This window comes from Pseudomonas sp. H3_C08 (assembly GCF_054669455.1).
The window spans coordinates 5068579-5088034 of record NZ_CP162803.1 but is presented as its reverse complement, the minus strand read 5'-3'; the positions used below and the strand labels follow the sequence as shown (position 1 = coordinate 5088034).

At 58.9% G+C, this 19456-nt stretch carries 12 protein-coding genes and 1 pseudogene; all 13 read left to right on the top strand.

The window, feature by feature from the left end:
• The first annotated feature begins 7 nt into the window (after positions 1 to 7).
• The 13 genes and pseudogenes from tssH (at position 8) to AB4N74_RS23230 (ending at position 19456) form a co-directional block, all read left to right on the top strand.
• Complete coding sequence (gene tssH, locus AB4N74_RS23290) at positions 8 to 2665, top strand: type VI secretion system ATPase TssH (protein WP_116254220.1); 2658 nt, start codon at positions 8 to 10, stop codon at positions 2663 to 2665.
• Between the two features lie 10 nt (positions 2666 to 2675).
• A complete protein-coding gene (locus AB4N74_RS23285; RefSeq protein WP_122596747.1) occupies positions 2676 to 4196 on the top strand; it encodes a sigma-54 interaction domain-containing protein in 1521 nt (506 codons plus the stop codon).
• Positions 4197 to 4289: 93 nt separating this feature from the next.
• The gene (locus tag AB4N74_RS23280) at positions 4290 to 4430 is read left to right on the top strand and encodes a hypothetical protein (RefSeq protein ID WP_003229566.1); all 141 of its coding nucleotides are present in this window, start codon (positions 4290 to 4292) and stop codon (positions 4428 to 4430) included.
• A gap of 18 nt (positions 4431 to 4448) precedes the next feature.
• Positions 4449 to 5645, top strand: a complete 1197-nt coding sequence (tagH, locus tag AB4N74_RS23275) for a type VI secretion system-associated FHA domain protein TagH (RefSeq protein WP_034152083.1) — start codon at positions 4449 to 4451, stop codon at positions 5643 to 5645.
• Between the two features lie 5 nt (positions 5646 to 5650).
• Positions 5651 to 6150: pseudogene (gene tssJ / locus AB4N74_RS23270) on the top strand (type VI secretion system lipoprotein TssJ).
• A 2-nt stretch (positions 6151 to 6152) separates the two neighbouring features.
• Positions 6153 to 7484 carry a type VI secretion system baseplate subunit TssK gene (gene tssK / locus AB4N74_RS23265; RefSeq protein ID WP_007920300.1) on the top strand — a complete coding sequence of 444 codons (1332 nt, stop codon included), beginning with the start codon at positions 6153 to 6155 and terminating at the stop codon, positions 7482 to 7484.
• 5 nt (positions 7485 to 7489) lie between these two features.
• The gene (icmH, locus tag AB4N74_RS23260) at positions 7490 to 8365 is read left to right on the top strand and encodes a type IVB secretion system protein IcmH/DotU (RefSeq protein WP_007920301.1); all 876 of its coding nucleotides are present in this window, start codon (positions 7490 to 7492) and stop codon (positions 8363 to 8365) included.
• 13 nt (positions 8366 to 8378) lie between these two features.
• Complete coding sequence (gene tssM, locus AB4N74_RS23255; protein WP_460097340.1) at positions 8379 to 11918, top strand: type VI secretion system membrane subunit TssM; 3540 nt, start codon at positions 8379 to 8381, stop codon at positions 11916 to 11918.
• Positions 11918 to 12646, top strand: coding sequence for a PP2C family protein-serine/threonine phosphatase (locus AB4N74_RS23250; protein WP_460097339.1), 729 nt, complete (start codon positions 11918 to 11920; stop codon positions 12644 to 12646). Before tssM ends, AB4N74_RS23250 begins: the two co-directional genes overlap by 1 nt.
• Entirely contained in the window at positions 12643 to 13644 is a 1002-nt protein-coding gene (locus AB4N74_RS23245; RefSeq protein ID WP_460097337.1) for a serine/threonine-protein kinase, read from the top strand. Before AB4N74_RS23250 ends, AB4N74_RS23245 begins: the two co-directional genes overlap by 4 nt.
• 28 nt (positions 13645 to 13672) lie before the next feature.
• A complete protein-coding gene (locus AB4N74_RS23240) occupies positions 13673 to 15709 on the top strand; it encodes a type VI secretion system Vgr family protein (protein ID WP_460097335.1) in 2037 nt (678 codons plus the stop codon).
• 5 nt (positions 15710 to 15714) lie between these two features.
• Entirely contained in the window at positions 15715 to 16734 is a 1020-nt protein-coding gene (locus AB4N74_RS23235; RefSeq protein ID WP_320413661.1) for a tetratricopeptide repeat protein, read from the top strand.
• Between the two features lie 16 nt (positions 16735 to 16750).
• Positions 16751 to 19456 carry a glycoside hydrolase family 24 protein gene (locus AB4N74_RS23230; RefSeq protein WP_460066474.1) on the top strand — a complete coding sequence of 902 codons (2706 nt, stop codon included), beginning with the start codon at positions 16751 to 16753 and terminating at the stop codon, positions 19454 to 19456.

Sequence of the window (19456 nt, the reverse complement as noted above, 5' to 3'; positions counted from 1 at the left end):
GTGAGCCATGATCAACGTAGACCTGCAACAACTCATCCAGGCGCTGGACGCCGAAACCCGTCGTGATCTGGAACGTTCGGCCGAGCGTTGCGTGGCCCGTGGCGGCAGCAAGATCCTCGTCGAAGATTTGATGCTTGGCCTGCTCGAGCGCCCGAACGGCTTGCTGTCGCGCGCACTGCAGGATGCAGACGTCGACGCCGGTGAACTGAGCGCTGCGCTGCAATCGCGCGTCGAACACAGCGCTTCGCGCAATCCGGTGTTCGCCCCGGAACTGGTGCAGTGGCTGCAAGACGCTTTGCTGGTGGCCAACCTCGAACTGGGTCAGACCCAGGTCGAAGACGCGGCGCTGATCCTTGCGCTGCTGCGTAACCCGATGCGCTACGCCGGCAGCCGTTATCAGCCGCTGCTCGCCAAGCTGAACATTGATCGCTTGAAGGAATTTGCCCTGTCGCAACAGGAGCAACCAGCGGCCAATGGCAAACCAGCGGCGCAGGGCGAATCGCTGTTGCAGCGCTTCACCCACAACCTGACCCAACAGGCCCGCGACGGCAAACTCGACCCGGTGCTGTGCCGTGACGGCGCGATCCGGCAGATGGTCGACATCCTCGCCCGTCGCCGCAAGAACAACCCGATCGTCGTCGGTGAGGCCGGTGTCGGCAAGACCGCCATCGTCGAAGGATTGGCTTCGCGCATCGCCGCCGGTGAAGTGCCGCAAGTGCTCAAAGGCGTTGAACTGCTGTCGCTGGACATGGGCCTGCTGCAGGCTGGCGCCAGCGTCAAAGGTGAGTTCGAGCGTCGTCTTAAAGGCGTGATCGACGAAGTCAAAGCTTCGCCGAAACCGATCATTCTGTTCATCGACGAAGCCCACACCCTCATCGGCGCGGGCGGCAACGCTGGCGGTTCCGATGCGGCCAACCTGCTGAAACCGGCACTCGCCCGTGGCGAACTGCGTACCATCGCCGCGACCACCTGGGCCGAGTACAAGAAATACTTCGAGAAAGACCCGGCGCTGGCCCGTCGTTTCCAACCGGTGCAACTGCACGAACCGACTGTCAGCGAAGCGGTGACCATCCTCCGTGGTCTGGCCCAGGTTTACGAGAAGAGCCACGGCATCTATCTGCGTGATGACGCGGTGGTCTCGGCGGCTGAACTGTCCGCACGTTATCTGGCCGGTCGGCAGCTGCCGGACAAAGCGGTCGACGTTCTCGACACCGCTTGCGCCCGCGTGCGCATCAGCCTCGCCGCTGCCCCGGAAAGCCTTGAGCGCCTGCGTGGCGAACTGGCTGAAGGTGGCCGTCAGCGTCAGGCCCTGCGCCGCGATGCCGAGGCCGGTCTGCTGATCGACTACGAAGCGCTGGATGCACTGGAAGCTCGTCTCGACGAAGCCGAAGACGAAATGGTCGCGCTGGAAACCCTGTGGACTGAACAGAAACAACTGGCCGAGCGCCTGCTGGAACTGCGTCAGCAACTGGCCAAGGCCCGCGAAGCCGCCGCCGTCGAGCCGACCGTCAACGTTGAAGAAGACGCTGAAGGCACGGTGATCGAAACCATCGCCGCTGAAGTTGAAGAAGGCCAAAGCGTCGAAGCGCTGGAAGCCCAGCTCAACGAAACCCACAGCGCCTTGACCGCCGCACAGGTCAAGGAGCGTCTGGTCAGCTTCGAAGTGTGCCCCCGCCTGGTCGCCGAAGTGATCAGCGCCTGGACCGGCGTGCCATTGGCGCAACTGGCTCGCGAACACAACGCCAAAGTCGCCAGTTTCGCCACCGACCTGCGCACGCGCATCCGTGGTCAGGAACAAGCCGTGCACGCCCTGGATCGCTCGATGCGCGCCACCGCTGCCGGTCTGAACAAACCTGACGCACCAGTGGGCGTGTTCCTGCTGGTCGGCCCAAGCGGCGTCGGTAAAACCGAAACCGCACTGGCCCTCGCTGACTTGCTGTACGGCGGTGATCGTTTCATCACCACCATCAACATGTCCGAATTCCAGGAGAAGCACACCGTTTCCCGCCTGATCGGCGCGCCACCGGGCTACGTCGGTTATGGCGAGGGCGGCATGCTCACCGAAGCCGTGCGCCAAAAGCCGTACTCGGTAGTGCTGCTCGATGAAGTCGAGAAGGCCGACCCGGACGTGCTCAACCTGTTCTACCAAATCTTCGACAAAGGCGTGGCCAACGACGGCGAAGGTCGCGAGATCGACTTCCGCAACACGTTGATCCTGATGACCTCGAACCTCGGCAGCGACCGCATCAGCGACCTCTGTGAAAACGGCGCGCGGCCAACCGCCGAAGTGCTCGAAGAAACCATTCGCCCGGTGCTCAGCAAACACTTCAAACCGGCACTGCTGGCGCGGATGAAAGTAGTGCCGTACTACCCGGTCGGCGGCCCGGTATTGCGCGAGCTGATCGAGATCAAACTCGGTCGCCTCGGCGAGCGTCTCAATCGTCGTCAGCTGGATTTCAGCTGGTGCCAGAACCTTGTCGATCACCTGTCCGAGCGTTGCACGCAAAGCGACAGCGGTGCGCGCCTGATCGACCATCTGCTCGATCAGCACGTGCTGCCGCTGGTGGCTGACCGCTTGCTCGATGCCATGGCTACCGGTGAAAGCCTCAAGCGTGTGCATGCCACGCTCGACGGCGAGTCCAGCGTGACGTGCGAGTTCGCCTGAGGTGGGTGTGATGTTCACTCAGGTGCCGCAGCCACTGGTCTATGCCGAAGCGTTGCTGGCGCAGTTCGCCAGTCTGTCGCGGGCGGCGGACGGTGCTGCGTTGCTGGGTGACTTCGTGCGTGGGTTGGCCGAGTTGAGCGGTTGCGAATTGACGCAGCTGTATCTGCTCGACGCCACCCACACGTGTCTGGGGATGAACGCCGAATGCCTCGACGGCGCTCTGCAACCGCGTGAAGCGGCGAGCCTGCCGGCGGATTACAACGGTGAACAACTGCTGCAATTCGCCCTGTGCCAGAACCGCGTGGTGTGCCTCGACGACTTGAGCGGCAGCTTGCACGAAACCAGTTTCCTGCCGGCGGCGACCTCGCCGTGGCAGTCGCTGTTGTGCGTGCCGCTGGTCAATCAGCACAAGGCGGTCGAAGGCTTGCTGCTATGCGCCAGTCGACGTCGCACCAACCTGCAAGGCTTCGCGGATTCCCTCGGCCAGCTCGGCTCGTTCGTGCTGGGCCAGTTGCATTTGCTGCAACGCCTGCGCCAGCCACTGGCGGAATCGGCCACGGTGGCGCGCAGCGTGCCGAGCATCAGTGGCTATGGCTTGATCGGCAAAAGCGCGGCGATGCGCCAGACCCATTCGCTGATCAGCAAAGTCCTGCACAGCCCGTACACCGTGTTATTGCGCGGCGAAACCGGTACCGGTAAGGAAGTCGTTGCGCGGGCGATTCATGATTGCGGCCCGCGTCGTTCTCAGGCGTTCATCGTGCAGAACTGCGCGGCGGTTCCGGAAAATCTGCTGGAAAGCGAGCTGTTCGGCTATCGCAAAGGCGCGTTCACCGGTGCCGATCGCGACCGCGCCGGCCTGTTCGATGCGGCCAATGGCGGCACGTTGTTGCTCGACGAGATCGGCGACATGCCGTTGTCGTTGCAGGCGAAGATCTTGCGCGTGTTGCAGGAAGGCGAGATCCGTCCGCTGGGCTCCAACGACACGCACAAAATCGATGTACGCATCATCGCCGCAACGCACCGCGATCTGTCGACGCTGGTCAGCGAGGGCAAATTCCGCGAGGACTTGTACTACCGCCTCGCGCAATTCCCGATCGAGCTGCCGGCGCTGCGTCAGCGCGAAGGCGACATCCTCGAACTGGCCCAGCACTTTGCCGAGAAGACCTGCACTTATTTGCAACGCGATCCGGTGCGTTGGTCGAGTGCGGCGCTGGAACACCTGTCCGGCTACAACTTCCCCGGCAACGTGCGTGAACTCAAGGCATTGGTCGAGCGTGCGGTGCTGTTGTGCGAAGGCGGCGAGTTGCTCGCCGAGCATTTCTCCCTGCGCATGGAGCCGATGCCGGAAGACAACAGCCACTTGAATTTGCGTGAACGCCTCGAGCAGGTCGAACGCACGTTATTGCTCGATTGCCTGCGCAAAAACGACGGCAACCAGACCCTCGCCGCCCGCGAACTGGGCTTGCCGCGACGCACGCTGCTGTATCGGCTCGGCCGTCTGAACATCAATCTGGGAGATTTCGATGGGTAGGCAAAACGTCATCGAAATCCCCACAAAAACCAATTTCAGCGCCGCCCGCAAGGGTCGGCGCTTTGTGCTTTGTCTACACCTGGAGACCCTCTGATGTCTGTTCGTCACTGGCACGCTGTCCTGCTGACCCTCGTCGTTCTATGCGGCCTTGGCGGCTGTAGCGGCAACTACAAATTCAACGACAACGACTATCGCCCGTTGGGTGATCCGCAAGCGGTCAATCGCGGCAAGTGACCGCAAGGAGCATCAAACATGGAATTGGTTTTCGAAATGCTGAACACCAAGCAGTTCGTGCCCACCGAGTTGTGCCAGAAGACCTTTAAACAGGCCGGCGGCGTGATCGGGCGGGGCGAGGACTGCGACTGGATCATCCCTGACCGCAAGCGTCACCTGTCCAATCACCACGCGATTGTCAGCTACCGCGAGGGCACGTTCTTCCTCACCGACACCAGCAGCAACGGTGTCCAGGACGGCGAGAGCGGCGCGCGTCTGCACAAAGGCGAACCAGTGCGCATCGAGCACGGCAGCACCTACGTGCTGGGTGACTTCGAGATTCGCGCGCGCTTGGTCCGTGACCCGGCGACCTTCGATGGCGAAGTCGGCCGCCCACGCGCCGCTGGCAGCATCATTCCCGATGATGCCTTCCTCGATCTCGACCCGCTCAATGCTCTCGAGCAGCAAGAGCGTGTGTACTCGGAAATCGACGAACTGCTGGCGCCGAACACCAAGCCTGAGGATTCCCGTCAGCGTGCCGACTACGCACGTATCGACATGGAAAGCCTGATGGTGCCGGAGCTGATTGCCGCTCCGGTCGAACCTGAGCCCGCTCCGGCACCGAAAGCCGTCGAGCGCCAGAGCGAAGGTTTCTGGGATCATTTCGGTGCGGCGCTGGGCGTCGACGTCAAAGGCCTCAGCCACGACGAACGCGAAGCCCTGGCGTTGAACGCGGCGCGCTTGCTGCGCCAAAGCATCGGCGGATTGCAGCAGAGCCTGCGCACCCGCTCGGAGCTGAAAAACGAATTGCGTCTGGCCCAGACCACCGTGCAAGGCACCAACAAGAATCCGCTGAAATTCGCCGTCGATCCGAGCGAAGCCCTGCAGATTCTGTTGCAGCCAAGCAAGCCCGGCCATCTGCCGGCCGAGCAAGCGATCTCCCGTGCGTTCCGCGATCTGCAGGCGCATCAAGTCGCACTGCTGACCGCCAGCCGCGCCGCCGTGCGCGGCACGCTGGAGCATTTCTCGCCGGAGCAACTGACCCTGCGTTTCGAGCGTGACAACAAGCCGTTGATCGCGACATCGGGCGGGCGCTGGAGAGCGTTCGGCCGCTATCACCAGGCGCTGCGTCAGGACGATGACTGGAGCGAGCGTCTGCTGGCCCGCGACTTCGCCCAGGCCTACGAAGAACAGATCCGCCTGATCTCCACCCTCCACACCGACCACCAAGGATGATGCGCATGTCTCGCCGCTCGACCGCTTTTTCAAGACGCTGACTGCGCTCACCGTGCTGGTGCTGCTCGCCGGTTGCTCGTCGCTGTCGCCGTACTCGAAAGTGACCAAGATCAACCTGAAGCTGACCGGCAGCGATCAGCTCAACCCGGACCTCAACGGTCGGCCGTCGCCGATCGTCGTGCGCCTGTTCGAACTCAAGCACCCGGTGACCTTCGAGAACGCTGACTTCTTCAGCCTGTACGAACGCGCCAAGGAATCCCTCAACCCGGATCTGGTGGCCAGCGAAGAACTCGAATTGCGCCCGGGTGAAACTGTGGAGATGAAGCTCAAGGTGGAAGAGGGCAGCCTTTATGTGGGCGTTCTCGCCGCTTACCGCGACTTGCCGGACACCCAATGGCGCCACACCGTTCAGATCACTCCGCTGGAAGTCACCGAAGTCGATCTGACTCTGGACCAGACCGGCATCCGTAACACCAATCAAGTGCTCGCCAAGGCGGATGACTGATCATGAATACCCATAAAGTCATTTGGCAGGAAGGCATGCTGCTGCGGCCGCAGCACTTCCAGCACAACGATCGCTATTACGATCACCAGATGAAAACCCGCACCCAATTGCTGGGTGGCTACACCTGGGGTTTCCTCAATCTGGAGATCGACTTGCAGTTCCTCAACATGGGCAAACTGGTGATCAGTGAAGCCTCGGGGATTCTGCCGGACGGCAGCCTGTTCGAACTCGGTGGCAACACCGAGCCGCTGGCGCTTGACGTACCGCCGAACACCGGCAACACGCCGATCTACCTGGCGCTGCCGCTGGTCACCGGCAACCACATCGAGTCGCGCCGTCCGGAGCAATCCGACGTGCTCGCGCGTTACACCGCGTACGACGCCGAAGTGGCCGACTCCAACGCCGGCGACGATTCCGCCAGCCAGGTCAGCTGCGGTCGCCCGGACTTCAAACTGTTGCTCGGCGAGCAGCAGAGCGATCAGGCCTACGTCAAGCTGAAGATCTGCGACGTGCTCGACACCACGCCGGACGGCGTGATCAGCCTCGACCCGGATTTCGTGCCGACCTACATTCAGGCCCACGCCTCCAGCTATCTGCTGTCGTGCCTGAAAGAAGTCATCAGCATGCTCAACCACCGTGGCGACACGATTGCCGAGCGGATTCGCTCAAACGGCAAGGTCGGCGGCGCGGAGGTCGGCGACTTCATGATGCTGCAACTGATCAACCGCACCGAACTGCTGCTGCGCCACTACCTCGGCCTGGAGCAAGTGCACCCGGAAGAGTTGTACCGCACGCTGCTGACCATGCTCGGCGATCTGGCGACCTTTTCCGGCGAGAGCAAACGCCCGCGCCTGGACAGCCGCTACTCCCACGCCGATCAGGGTGGGAGCTTCCGCAAACTGATGGAAGCGATTCGCCAGGTGCTGTCGATGGTGCTCGAGCAGCACGCCATCGAACTGATCCTGCAAGCACGTCAGTACGGCATCATCGTCTCGCCGTTGCACGACCACAAACTGCTCGGCTCGGCGTCGTTCGTGCTGGCAGCGAGTGCCAACTGCGACTCCGAAGAACTGCGCCACCGTTTGCCGGCGCACCTCAAGGTCGGCCCGGTGGAGCGTATCCGCCAACTGGTCAACCTGCACTTGCCGGGGATCAAGGTCAAACCGTTGCCGGTGGCCCCGCGGCAGATCGCGTTCCACTCGAACAAAACCTATTTCATCCTCGAACTCAGTTCCGAAGACCTGGCACAACTCGAGCGCTCCGGCGGTTTCGCGTTCCATGTGTCCGGCGAATTCGCCGAGCTTGAACTGAAATTCTGGGCCATCAGGAACTGACCGACATGATCAAGGAAACGGATTACAACCAGGACGACAAAACCGTCCTGCTCGATCGTCAGGGCCACGGACCGGCATCGAGTCCGCTGACCGACTTCGCCGCGCCGCCGCGTTTCGAGCAACTGGAAGAACGCATGATCTACGCCGCGCGCCTGCGCCCGGCAGAAGCGTTCAACATCAGCCTCAATTCGCTGGTCGCTGCTTCGTCCGAGCTGCTTTCGGAAGTGGTGCGCCTCAAGCACAGCGAAACCCGCGAAGACTTGTACGCACTCAACGAGCGTCTGACTGCCGGGCTGAAATTGTTTGAAGTACGCGCCCTGCACAACGGCGCCGAGAGCAGCCAGGTAATGGCCGCGCGTTACGTGCTCTGCACCGTGGTCGACGAAGCCGTCGTGACGACGCCGTGGGGCAACGAAAGCGAATGGTCGCAGATGAGCCTGCTGAGCAGCTTCCACAACGAAACCTTCGGTGGCGAGAAGTTCTTCCAGTTGCTCGATCGCCTGTCGAAAAACCCGGTCAAGCACCTGCCAATGCTCGAGCTGATGTACCTGTGCCTGTCCCTCGGTTTCGAGGGCAAGTACCGCGTCCAGGCACGCGGCATGCTCGAACTTGAAGGCATCCGCGATGCTCTTTATCGGCAGATTCGTCAGTTGCGTGGCGACGTGCCGCGCGAGTTGTCGCCGCACTGGGAAGGCTTGAACGATCAGCGCCGCAACCTGGTGCGCATCGTGCCGGCGTGGATGGTGGTGTTGTTCACTTTGGTCTGTCTGGTGGTGATGTATTCGGGCTTCGCCTGGGTCTTGGGCGAGCAGCGCGACACCGTTCTGCAACCTTATCAGCCGCTTGATCCGGCCGCGGTGCAACCGCAGTCGCAGCCGTAAACAGGGACGTGTGATGAAAAAGTTTTTCAAGAAAGTCGGCGCCTTCCTGCGCCAGACCTGGGTCTGGACTTTGCTGCTGGTGCTGTTCGTGGCGCTGCTGGTGTGGTTCGTCGGCCCGTTGTTGGCGGTTGATGACTACAAGTTCTGGGAGAGTGCGACCGCGCGCTTGCTGACCATTGCCGTGCTGTTCCTGATCTGGGGCCTGACCATGGTCTTCGTCAGCTGGCGCGCGGGTATCCGCAAGAAAGCCGAGGAAGAAAGCGAGGACGGCCAGGACCGCATTCGCCGCGAAGAGCTGATCGACGAAGAACAGAAGGAGTTGAAGGCACGTTTCAAAGACGCGCTGAAAACCCTGAAGACTTCCAGCCTGTATCGCGGCCGCAGCGAGCGCTGGCGCAGTGACTTGCCGTGGTACCTGCTGATCGGTCCGCAGGCTTCCGGCAAGACCAGCCTGCTGGACTTTTCCGGTCTGGAATTCCCGATCAACAAGATCGACCGCAAGCTGACCCGCGACACCCTCGGCACCCGTCATTGCGACTGGTACTTCGCCGACCACGGTGTGCTGATCGACACCGCCGGGCGCTACATGACCCAGCCTGACGCGGAAGTCGACGGCAGCGCCTGGACCACCTTGCTGGAACTGCTGCGCAAGCGCCGTCGCGGGCGTCCGTTGAACGGCGTGCTGGTGACCATCCCGGTGGAAACCCTGCTCGGTGGTAGTGAACAGGACATCGATACCCTCGCACGCCAGGTTCGCGGCCGTCTGCAAGACGTGCATCAGAAACTGCACGTCGACGTGCCGGTCTATCTGGTCCTGAGCAAGGCTGACAAGCTGCTCGGCTTCGACGAGTTCTTCGATCAACTGACTCGCGAAGAAAGCGATCAAGTGCTCGGCACCAGTTTCCGCAAGGATCAGGTCGGCACCGATGTCGCTGTGCTGCGCAACGAATTCGAAGAACTGCTGCGTCGCCTCAACAGCCAAGTGATCATGCGCATGCACTCCGAGCGCGATACCCAGCGCCGTGGCCGCATCCTCGACTTCCCGCATCAATTGGGGCAGATCGGCGAGCGCCTGTGCCTGTTCGTCGACATGGCGTTCACTGGCAACCGTTATCAGCGTGCCACGCAACTGCGTGGTTTCTACCTGACCAGCGCGCCGCACCTGACCCAAGAGATGGATGCCACCACCGCCGGCATCGGCGCCAGCCTCGGCATGAGCGCCGGCGTGCTGCCGACCCTGCGCAGCGGTCGCTCGCGGTTTATCCATCACTTGTTCAGCCAAGTGATTTTCCCCGAAGCCGATCTGGCCGGTCTGGACAAACGCGAACGCAGCCGCATCCATTGGGGCCAGCGTGCGCTGTACGTCGGCGCACTCGCTTCGCTGGCGCTGTTCGGCATGCTCTGGGCCGGTGGTTTCTCGGCCAACTACGAGCGCCTGGAAAACCTGCGCAATCTGGCGCAGAACTGGACGCAGCAGCGCACGGCACTTTCGCCGCGTGATGACGCCATGGGCGTGCTGAAAACCCTCGACAGCAGCTACGCCGCGACCCAGGTCTTTCCGAAGAAGGGCGACGTTTCGTATCACGAACGCGGCGGTCTGTATCAGGGTGAAGACGTCAATCCAGTGGTCAAAGAGGCTTACGAGCGCGAGCTTGAAAAGCAACTGCTGCCACGAGTGGCGACCATGCTCGAAGGGCAGATCCGCGCCAACATGAAGGACCGCGACCGCCTGCTCAACAGCCTGCGCGCGTACCTGATGTTGAACATGAAGGATCGTCGCGATGCCGCGTGGCTCAAGGACTGGGTCGCTACTGACTGGTCGACGCGCTATACCGGCAACACCGCCGTACAGAACGGTTTGAGTGCGCACCTCGATCGCCTGCTGAAGCAGCCGTTTATCTACCCGCTGAACGACCAATTGGTCACTCAGGCGCGTCAGGTATTGCGCAGCGAATCGCTGGCCACGGTGGTTTACCGCATGCTCCGCGAGCAGGCGCGCAACCTGCCGGACTATCGTTTCAGCCAACACCTCGGCCCACAAGGCTCGCTGTTTATCGGCACCGAATACGTGATCCCGGGTTTCTACACGCAAACCGGTTATCAGCAGTATTTCTCGGTACAGGGTTCGGCGCTGGTTACCGACATCCTGCGGGACAACTGGGTGCTGGGCGAAGGCGCCGGCATCAGCGACATGGACTTGCGTCGTCTGATGGTCGAGCTGGAGCAGTTGTATTTCCGCGACTACGCCAACTACTGGAGCGAAGCCGTTGGCCAGGTTGCCCTGCCGCCAATCAGCGACGCCGGTGAAGGCGCCGAACAACTGGCGGGCCTGACTTCGGCCAACTCGCCGGTGCTGGCATTGCTCACTGAAGTGCGTGAGAACACGCGCTTCCAGGCCGCTGCAGATCCTGTCGAAGAAGCTGGCGACGCTGCTGATGCACTGGCCGGGCAGAAAGGCAAACTGGGTAAAGTCGGTAAACTGGCCTCGGCTGTCGCGGACAAGGCTTCGGCCCTGAACGTGGCGAAGACCCTGCCGGACACCGCGAAGAAGTCGCTGCAACGCCGCTTCGAACCGCTGCATCGTTTGCTCGATGACAACAACGGCCCGGCGGCGGATCTCACGCCTGCACTGAGCGCGCTCAACGACCTGCAACTGCAACTGGCCGGTCTGGCCCGTTCCAGCACGCCGGAACAAGCCGCGTTCGAAATGGCGAAAACCCGCATGAGCGGCCAGCGTGATGCGCTGACCAACCTGCGCAATGCCTCCGGTCGTCTGCCGCGTCCGCTCAGCGTGTGGTTCAACGTGCTGGCCGAAGACTCGTGGCGTCTGGTGCTCAACGATGCTTACCAATACCTGAACGGCCGTTATCAGAACGAGCTGTACAGCGTGTATGGCAAAACCATCAGCAAGCGTTATCCGTTCAGCGCCAGCAGCACCAGCGACGTGGCGATCAGCGATTTCCGCGAGTTCTTCCGCGCTCAAGGCACCGTCGACCGTTTCTTCGACAGCTACCTGCGTCCGTTCGTCAGCGGCGATCCGGGCAACTACCGCATGCGCAGTGTCGATGGTCACAGCCTGCCGGTATCGAAAATGTATCTCGACCAGATGGCGGCGGCACTGACGATTCGTCAGAGCTTCTTCTCGATCAACCCGGCCGAGCCGACCGTGCAGTTCAAGCTTGAGCCGTACACCCTCGACCCGGCGGTCAGCCGTTCCGAGTTCAAGTTCGGCGACAAGACCATGGAATACCGCCACGGTCCGATCCTGCCAATGTCGTTCAAATGGCCGACCGATGCTGAAGACGGTCGTACCAGTCTGGTCATGGACAAAATGGCCGGTCGCCCGATCGGCATCGAGAAGAACTCCGGCCCATGGTCGCTGTTCCGTCTGTTCGACCTGATGCAGACCGAGTACCTGAGCGGTCGCGACGTGCTGGTGCTGAAAGCCGACGTAGGTGGCCTGCGCGCCAACTACCTGCTGACCAGCCAGCGCACGCCGAACCCGTTCGACATGGGCGTACTGCGCACCTTCCGTATGCCGGTGCAGCTCTGATGCTGGTGGCCAGTGCCTGGCGCAGTGCGGCGCGTACCGACCCGGGCAAGGTGCGGGCGCGCAACGAAGATGCCTTCCTCGACTCGCCACAGCAGGGGCTGTGGGTGGTCGCGGACGGCATGGGCGGTCATCAGGGTGGCGACATCGCCAGCCAGTTGATCGTCGCCAGCCTGGCTGAACTGCCGCAATACGAGGACTTCGACGAACGCCTCAAAGCCATTCGCCAGTGCCTGCACTGGCTGAACCGACGTTTGGGGCAGGAGTTGACGGTCACCGCCGGGCGTCACGACAGCATCATGGGCAGCACCGTCGTCGCGCTGCTGGTGGAAGGCAATCGCGCGGCCTGCATCTGGGCCGGCGACAGTCGTTGCTACATGTGGCGCGGGCAGCGGTTGTATCAGCTGTCCAAGGATCATTCGCTGCAACAGCAACTGATCGACGAACAGCAAATGAGTGTCGAACAAGCGGCGGCGCACCCAGCGGCTCAGGCCCTGACCCGAGCCGTCGGTGCGGCCGAACAACTGACCCTGGATGTCCTCGAACTCGAGGTCTATCCGGGTGATGCGTTTTTGCTCTGCAGCGATGGTTTGTATCAGGGCCTGAGCAGCGATGCCCTCGGCAACGCCCTCAGCCTCAGCGCGCCGCACGTGGCGCTGGAACGTTTGTTCGACGGTGCCCTGCGTGGCGCCGCGCGCGACAACCTGACAGCCGTGGTGATCCGCCAATGACTGAAATCGAATCCTCAGTCGATGACTTGCTGATGAGCGAAGAACAGGCCAACAACCTGACCTACTTCGCCTTCGCCAAGCAAAACAAGGCAGAGCCTTTGCTGGCGCCGACCAAGGCCAGCATCGGTGCACTGCCGGATGTACTCGCCGGTCGCTACCACCTCGAGCGTCTGCTCGGGGCCGGTGGCATGGGCGCCGTTTACCGGGCGCGGGATCTGCTGCACGAACAGTTCGGTGATCCCGATCCTTACATTGCGCTGAAAATCCTCAGCGAAGAATTTGCCGAATCGCCGGATGCCAGTGCCTTGCTCTACAGCGAGTTCGCCCTGACCCGACGCCTGCGCCACGACAACGTCGTGCGTGCGCACACCTTTGAAGTCGACACCGACTGCCAGCGGGCCTTCATCACCATGGAATACATGCGTGGCCTGACCCTGGACAAATTGCTCTGCGAGCGGCCCCTCGGCCTGCCGTGGCAAGAACTGCGCGACATCGTCCTGCCGCTGCTCGACACGCTGGCCTACGCCCACGGTCGCGGCGTGCTGCACGGTGACATGAAACCGAGCAACGTCATGCTCAGCGAAGACGGTTTGCGCCTCTTCGATTTCGGCCTCGGTCAGGCAGAGGAGGGTGTGATGCCCGGCCTGCCGCATCTGAGCCGCGAACGCTTCAACGCCTGGACCCCGGGCTACGCCGCCCCCGAACTGCTTGAGGGCCAACCTTTGTCGGCCAGCGCGGACGTGTACGGCGTGGCCTGCGTGATCTACGAACTGGCGGGCGGCAAACACCCGTTCCGCCGCTTGCCCTCGACCCAGGCCCGCGACGAGCACCTGGAGCGCGAACTGCAAGCCCCGGCGAACTTACCGAAACACGGCTGGCCAGTGCTGCGAACCGCGCTGAGCTTCAACCCGGCAGAACGCACCATCACTGCCCAACAATTGCGTGACGCCTTGGGCGCCACTTCGTCCTGGCTGCAACGTCTGCGACTTCGGGCGTAACGGATGACATTCGAACAGGGAGCACTTTATGTTCAACCCAGCTAACGAAACCCACTTCAGCCTCAAGGTCGAAGACTACGTCGGCGACCTGCAAGTGCTGTCGTTCACCGGCACCGAAGGCATCAGCCAGCCGTATCGTTTCGACTTGGAATTGGTCAGCGAAAACCCGGATCTCGATCTGGAACAGCTCCTGCATAAGCAGGCGTTTCTCGCATTCGATCCACAAGGCTCGGGCATCCACGGCCAGATCTACCGCGTCGCTCAGGGCGATGCCGGCAAACGCCTGACCCGCTATAAAGTGTCGATGGTGCCGCAACTGCAATACCTGCATCACCGCACCAACCAGCGCATCTACCAGCAGATGTCGGCGCCGAAAATCATCGCACTGATCCTCGAAGAACACGGCATCAAGGGCAACGCCTACAGCTTCCAGCTCAGCCAGCCGTGCCCGGATCGCGACTACTGCGTGCAATACGACGAAACCGACCTGCACTTCGTCCAGCGCCTGTGCGAAGAGGAAGGCATTCACTACCACTTCCAGCACAGCGACAAGGGTCACCTGCTGGTGTTCGGCGACGACCAGACCGTGTTCCAGAAACTCGGCCAGCCCACCGCCTACGTGCAAGGCAGCGGCATGGTCGCCGAAGAACCGGTGATCAAAGGCTTCAAGCTGCGCCTGGAAACCCGCACCAGCCGCACCACGCGCCGCGACTACGACTTCGAAAAACCGCGCCTGCAAATGGAAGCCGCGTACAAACCCGAAGGCGAGAGCACTGAGCCGGATCTGGAAGACTACGATTACCCCGGCCGCTTCATCGACCGGGCCCGTGGCAAGTTCCTCAGCCAACGCGCCCTCGAACGCCACCGCGCCGACTACCGCCAGGCCGAAGGTCGCGGCGACCAGACCAAACTGGTCAGCGGCCACTTCATGGAACTGTCCGACCACCCACGCAGCGAGTGGAACGACCTGTGGCTGCTCACTGAAATCTTCCACGAAGGCAAGCAGCCGCAAGTCCTCGAAGAAGGCGTGACCAGCGACACTACCGACAATAAAGACGACTTCCACCAAGGCTACCGCAACACCTTCCTCGCCACCCCGTGGGACGTGTTCTACCGCCCGGCCCTCGAACACCCGAAACCACGCGTACTCGGCAGCCAGACCGCCATGGTCACCGGCCCCAAAGGCGAAGAAATCCACTGCGACCAGTACGGCCGCATCAAAGTCCAGTTCCACTGGGACCGCGAAGGCCAGGCCGACGACAAAACCAGTTGCTGGCTGCGCGTCTCCAGCTCCTGGGCCGGCGACCGCTACGGCGCCATCTCCATCCCGCGCATCGGCATGGAGGTCCTCGTCACCTTCCTCGAAGGCGACCCCGACCAACCCCTTGTCACCGGCTGCCTGTACCACAAGGAAAACCCGGTGCCGTATGCACTGCCGGCGAACAAGACTCGCAGTGTGTTCAAAACGCTTAGCTCACCGGGGGGCGGTGGCTACAACGAGCTGCGCATCGAAGACAAGAAAGGTGCGGAGCAGATCTACATTCATGCCCAGCGGGATTGGGATGAAAACGTAGAGCATGACCAGAAGATTCGGGTCGGCAATGAACGCCATGACACGGTGGTGAAGAACACTTACACCGAGCTCAAGGCCGAAGAACACCGCACCACGATCTCTGACCGCAAGGTTGAAGCGAAGCTGGATGATCACCTGACGGTCGGGCAGAACCAGCATGTGAAGCTGGGGACTGCGCAGCTGACCAGTGTGGGGAAAGAGATTCACCTTAAGGCTGGGGACAAGATTGTTATTGAGGCGGGGACAGAGCTGACCATTCTTGGGGGGGGGAGCTTTATCAAGCTTGATGGCGGTGGGGTTACGGTGGTTGGGCCGGTGATCAAGATCAATGCGGGTGGTTCGGCTGGTTCCGGCACCGGGATCGGGATTAAACCGCCGGTGCTGCCGGGGACGGCGGATAAGGATAAGGCGGGGAGTTTGATGGATCAGGCGTTGTTGAATGCGCCGCCAGAGAAGGTTAAGCCGAAGGCTTTTTTTGTGTTTTCCGAGTGATCGACATGAATCGTGTTTTGAAGAAGAGCAATGGCATCGCGATAGCGGTTTTCACCGCGTCGCTGTTGAGCCTGTTTCATGGCAGCGCTTATGCGGATGAATGTCCGTCCGAGGACTTTTCCCAGTTTCTGCCGGCGTTTTCTGCGAATGCCGAAACTCAGCGGCGGTTGACTGCGATGACGGTGAAATCGCTGGTGTTGAAACCCGAAGGAGAGGGGCGGACTCTTGAGCCGCAAACGGCGGAGATCAACAGCTCCACATTGGCGTTTCCGCTGATGGCACCTTTAGCCACAAACAAGACAGACGGGGTTGAAGTCGAAATAATCGACGACAGTCACGTCAACGTTGTGGACAAGCGAGCGGGTAACAGCAACATCAAGATTTTCAATTTTTCTCGTCAGGCATGCTGGGTACTCGAGGGCGTCGAGAACTGGTCGATCAATGATAAAGACCTTGTTGAAGGGACCACGCCGACCCTGAGTACCGCCGAGAACTTTTGCTATCAGCGTGCGCGAACTTACGGACGCCTTGGTGGCCTGGACAAATACTCCCTGACGGGAGAACTCTTTGAAGCAGCATTGGAAAACTACCTGTGTGCAGCAGCTTCCGGCGATCCTCAGGCAAGTCTCAGTGCTGCCAGTCTGAGTCTTTCCGGAATGGCATCTCAATTGGAAACAGAAAAGGTCGAAGCCCTGCTCAAGGCCGCCGCCGCTACTCTGGCAAGCGGAGCTTCTGCATTGTCCACTTTCTATTGTTATGGCAACGACACAGACCCCGAGGGTCCTTGTCAGCATCCTGAAGAAGCAGAAAGGGAATTGATTCGCGCCGCATCAATGGGCTCTTCCGATGCTCAAAATAAACTGGGTGATACATTCGAGACCGGAAGATTGGTAACCAAGGATGCCTCCAGAGCACTGGATTGCTATCGCTTGGCCGCCAGTAAAGGAAATGCCATCGCCCTGAGTAATTTAACCAGATTGAAATCGCAAACCGCTGACGCCACAGAAACCAGCCATTGCTATTGATTTGCAGGATGCAGAAATGACAGAACCATTAGATTTAACGGGTAATTACGAAAACCGTGGCTACGTGTACAAGATGGGTGGCGATGGCATAAAAACAAATGCGGCCGGTAATAAGTTAATCGACTGCTCGCACATGGTTAATTTGTTGCTGACGGGGGCTGGCTACAAAATCCCGTATCAAGATACCCGTGTAATGGTGGATTCCACTTACTACACAACCGTGGTGCCACCCGACGTCAAGAAAGGTGATATCGCTCTTTGGATTAATGAAGATCCGCTGGGTGGTGGGGATAAGTTATTTCATACCGGTATTGTTGTTGACGTTAATCCCACCGGTACTGCAGGCAAGTTCTTCGGCGCGCAGACGAGGAAAGGGCCATCATTTACTTATTTTGGCACTAAAGATCCGGCCTTCTACTGGCCGATTCCTACAAAGTTTCTCAGGGCTAAAGAAGAGTTTCGAACAGGCGAAGCTTCGTCCCCCGCACCAGTTCCTGCACCAAAACAGAATAGTCCTGCACCAATAATGACTTTTCAGTTTCCAATTCGAAAGGCGGATGGGAGTCAATATGAGAGCTCGGACGAAATCTATTCGGTGCTTGAAAAAGAAGTATCAGGAAACTATTTGCTGGGCGGGCATAGTTTTTGGCATGGTGGCATCCATGTAAGTGAGCTGAGTGCGCCACAATGCACCGACGTCCAACCTGTTCGGTGTATTGCTGACGGCGTTGTAGTTGCCTATCGTTTGAATGAAGACTACGTCAAGTCAGTATTTGAGCAAGATGGCGCAAGTACCGAATTGCGTTATTCAAATTCGTTTTGCTTGGTGAGGCATGATTATAAGTTTCCTGGGAGGCCTGTTGAAAAAGGTAATGTGGTTTCAGAAGATGTAATGACTTTTTTCAGTCTTTATATGCATCTGCTGCCTTTTGCGCAATACCCATCAGAGGCTAAAACTGAGAGGTTGAGACCTGTATATTGGCAGGGTAAGGTTCGAGCTACGGTCACCGCGAAAGGCCTGCAATTGCGTAATCCGCCAGAGTCACAAGTTAACGGTGCAAAAGCAGGTAGTCCAATAAGTTCAGAAATGGTTTTGTGTACTTCTAGTGTTATCGAATTTGATAGTGAAAAAGTTCTGAATTTAGATGTGAGAGGTAAGCTGCTGAAAATGGCTGAGTGCACTTTTGTACCTAGTAGTTCAGGCGCTCCTACTGGATTGAAAAAAGGTGGATCGGTTCCATCTACATTTTGGGCTTGTGTGGAGAATGATAAGTCAAATCATCTTGTTGATTGGGCGCCAGTTATACCTGTTAATTATGATCGCGTGGTTCTTACTAATATTGCAATCAAAGCTGGCGACCCGATTGGTTACCTGGGTTTGAATGAGGTGTTGGCAGGGCCAGGTGGCGGGAAAATAAGTAAGCGTCAGGTCCATCTTGAAGTCTTCAGTAGTGATGATATCGCTAGCCTTATAAAAAATCCAAAAGGGTTAACAGGCGGTAATCAGCATCTCGTTCTTGAAAGTGGCACAGTACTATATGAAAAAACTGAGACGGATGGAAAAATCTCTTTTTCTCCAAAGCAGCCACCTCTTGGGGAAAAAATAATTGTAGCTTTGAGTAAGGCGAAAGTTACAAAGGATTCAAGCGGAAAAGAATGGTTTGGGCTTTCAGTAAAGGGGGAGACTACTTCGCTTGAAGGTTTCTTGCAAAAAGAGAGTGCTACGGTAATCAGTCAGCATGATTGGGAAAGGCTAGGATTCAGCATTGTCAAAGAGAATAACGAAAGTGCTGATGGTTTTCTCGATGTTGATGCAATGCCGGATTTCTTTAAGAAAATTTACTCGGAAATCGACAGCAAGGGTGTGGCGGACGGTAATGTTACTGTTGAAGAGTTGCAGTCGGCGCTGCGAGACGCAGAACTCCGGAGTCGCTGGACCAAACTTATTGCCTATCATCCTACGGAATGGCAGGCAAAATCATCTGAACCGAAGTGGGCACGCTTAAACAAAATTCTTTTAGAATCCCCAGCTGTACTCAAACTCGAACAAGAAAGAATAGATAAGCTCGTTTTTTGGGACGAAATGGCAGGGGCAATGCAAATTGCTTTGCCGAAATCTATTTATCACTTTCACCCAATAGCATTTATCGATAACTTGAAGAAAATTCATGTTATGACCATTGAGGAGGCGCGGATTCGGGCTTTCCTGAGAATGCTCAAGATTGGTGAGGGAACGATCGGCCTCGAAGGTTATGAGCATCTGTTTGGCGGAGAATCCTTTATTAAGGATTATGGAAAAACGTTTGCAGATCATCCTCGTCTTCTTATGGAAAAGACGGTTAAGAAAACCGGTCAAGTTATCTCTTCTACTGCTGCCGGCGCCTATCAGGTCATGAGATATGTTTGGGATGACCCAGGTATCATTAAGCTGCGGGAAGAGCACGGTATTACAGATTTTACACCTGCAATGCAAGATAGATACTGCGTTGTTATTCTGAAATATCGTCGAGATGCACTTCCAGAGATCATGAGAGGGGATATAAAGGCAGCTATTAAAAAATGTAATAAAGAGTGGGCGAGTCTTCCAGGGTCTCCTTATGGTCAGCCTACCGTGAAGCTGGAGGATGTCGTTGCAGAGTATAATAATATGGTAAGTCAAGAGTTGGCTGGTGAAAGTGATCTGCCGATGAAAGTCGGTTTTGTTGCAGACTTGATGGAGTGA

Excerpts from the sequence above, each read along its gene's own strand:
- AB4N74_RS23240 (WP_460097335.1), top strand. The coding sequence starts at position 13,673 with ATGTTCAACCCAGCTAACGAAACCCACTTCAGCCTCAAGGTCGAAGAC.
- AB4N74_RS23245 (WP_460097337.1), top strand. The coding sequence starts at position 12,643 with ATGACTGAAATCGAATCCTCAGTCGATGACTTGCTGATGAGCGAAGAA.
- AB4N74_RS23285 (WP_122596747.1), top strand. The coding sequence starts at position 2,676 with ATGTTCACTCAGGTGCCGCAGCCACTGGTCTATGCCGAAGCGTTGCTG.
- icmH (WP_007920301.1), top strand. The coding sequence starts at position 7,490 with ATGATCAAGGAAACGGATTACAACCAGGACGACAAAACCGTCCTGCTC.
- AB4N74_RS23250 (WP_460097339.1), top strand. The coding sequence starts at position 11,918 with ATGCTGGTGGCCAGTGCCTGGCGCAGTGCGGCGCGTACCGACCCGGGC.
- tagH (WP_034152083.1), top strand. The coding sequence starts at position 4,449 with ATGGAATTGGTTTTCGAAATGCTGAACACCAAGCAGTTCGTGCCCACC.
- tssM (WP_460097340.1), top strand. The coding sequence starts at position 8,379 with ATGAAAAAGTTTTTCAAGAAAGTCGGCGCCTTCCTGCGCCAGACCTGG.
- AB4N74_RS23280 (WP_003229566.1), top strand. The coding sequence starts at position 4,290 with ATGTCTGTTCGTCACTGGCACGCTGTCCTGCTGACCCTCGTCGTTCTA.
- tssK (WP_007920300.1), top strand. The coding sequence starts at position 6,153 with ATGAATACCCATAAAGTCATTTGGCAGGAAGGCATGCTGCTGCGGCCG.
- tssH (WP_116254220.1), top strand. The coding sequence starts at position 8 with ATGATCAACGTAGACCTGCAACAACTCATCCAGGCGCTGGACGCCGAA.
- AB4N74_RS23230 (WP_460066474.1), top strand. The coding sequence starts at position 16,751 with ATGACAGAACCATTAGATTTAACGGGTAATTACGAAAACCGTGGCTAC.
- AB4N74_RS23235 (WP_320413661.1), top strand. The coding sequence starts at position 15,715 with ATGAATCGTGTTTTGAAGAAGAGCAATGGCATCGCGATAGCGGTTTTC.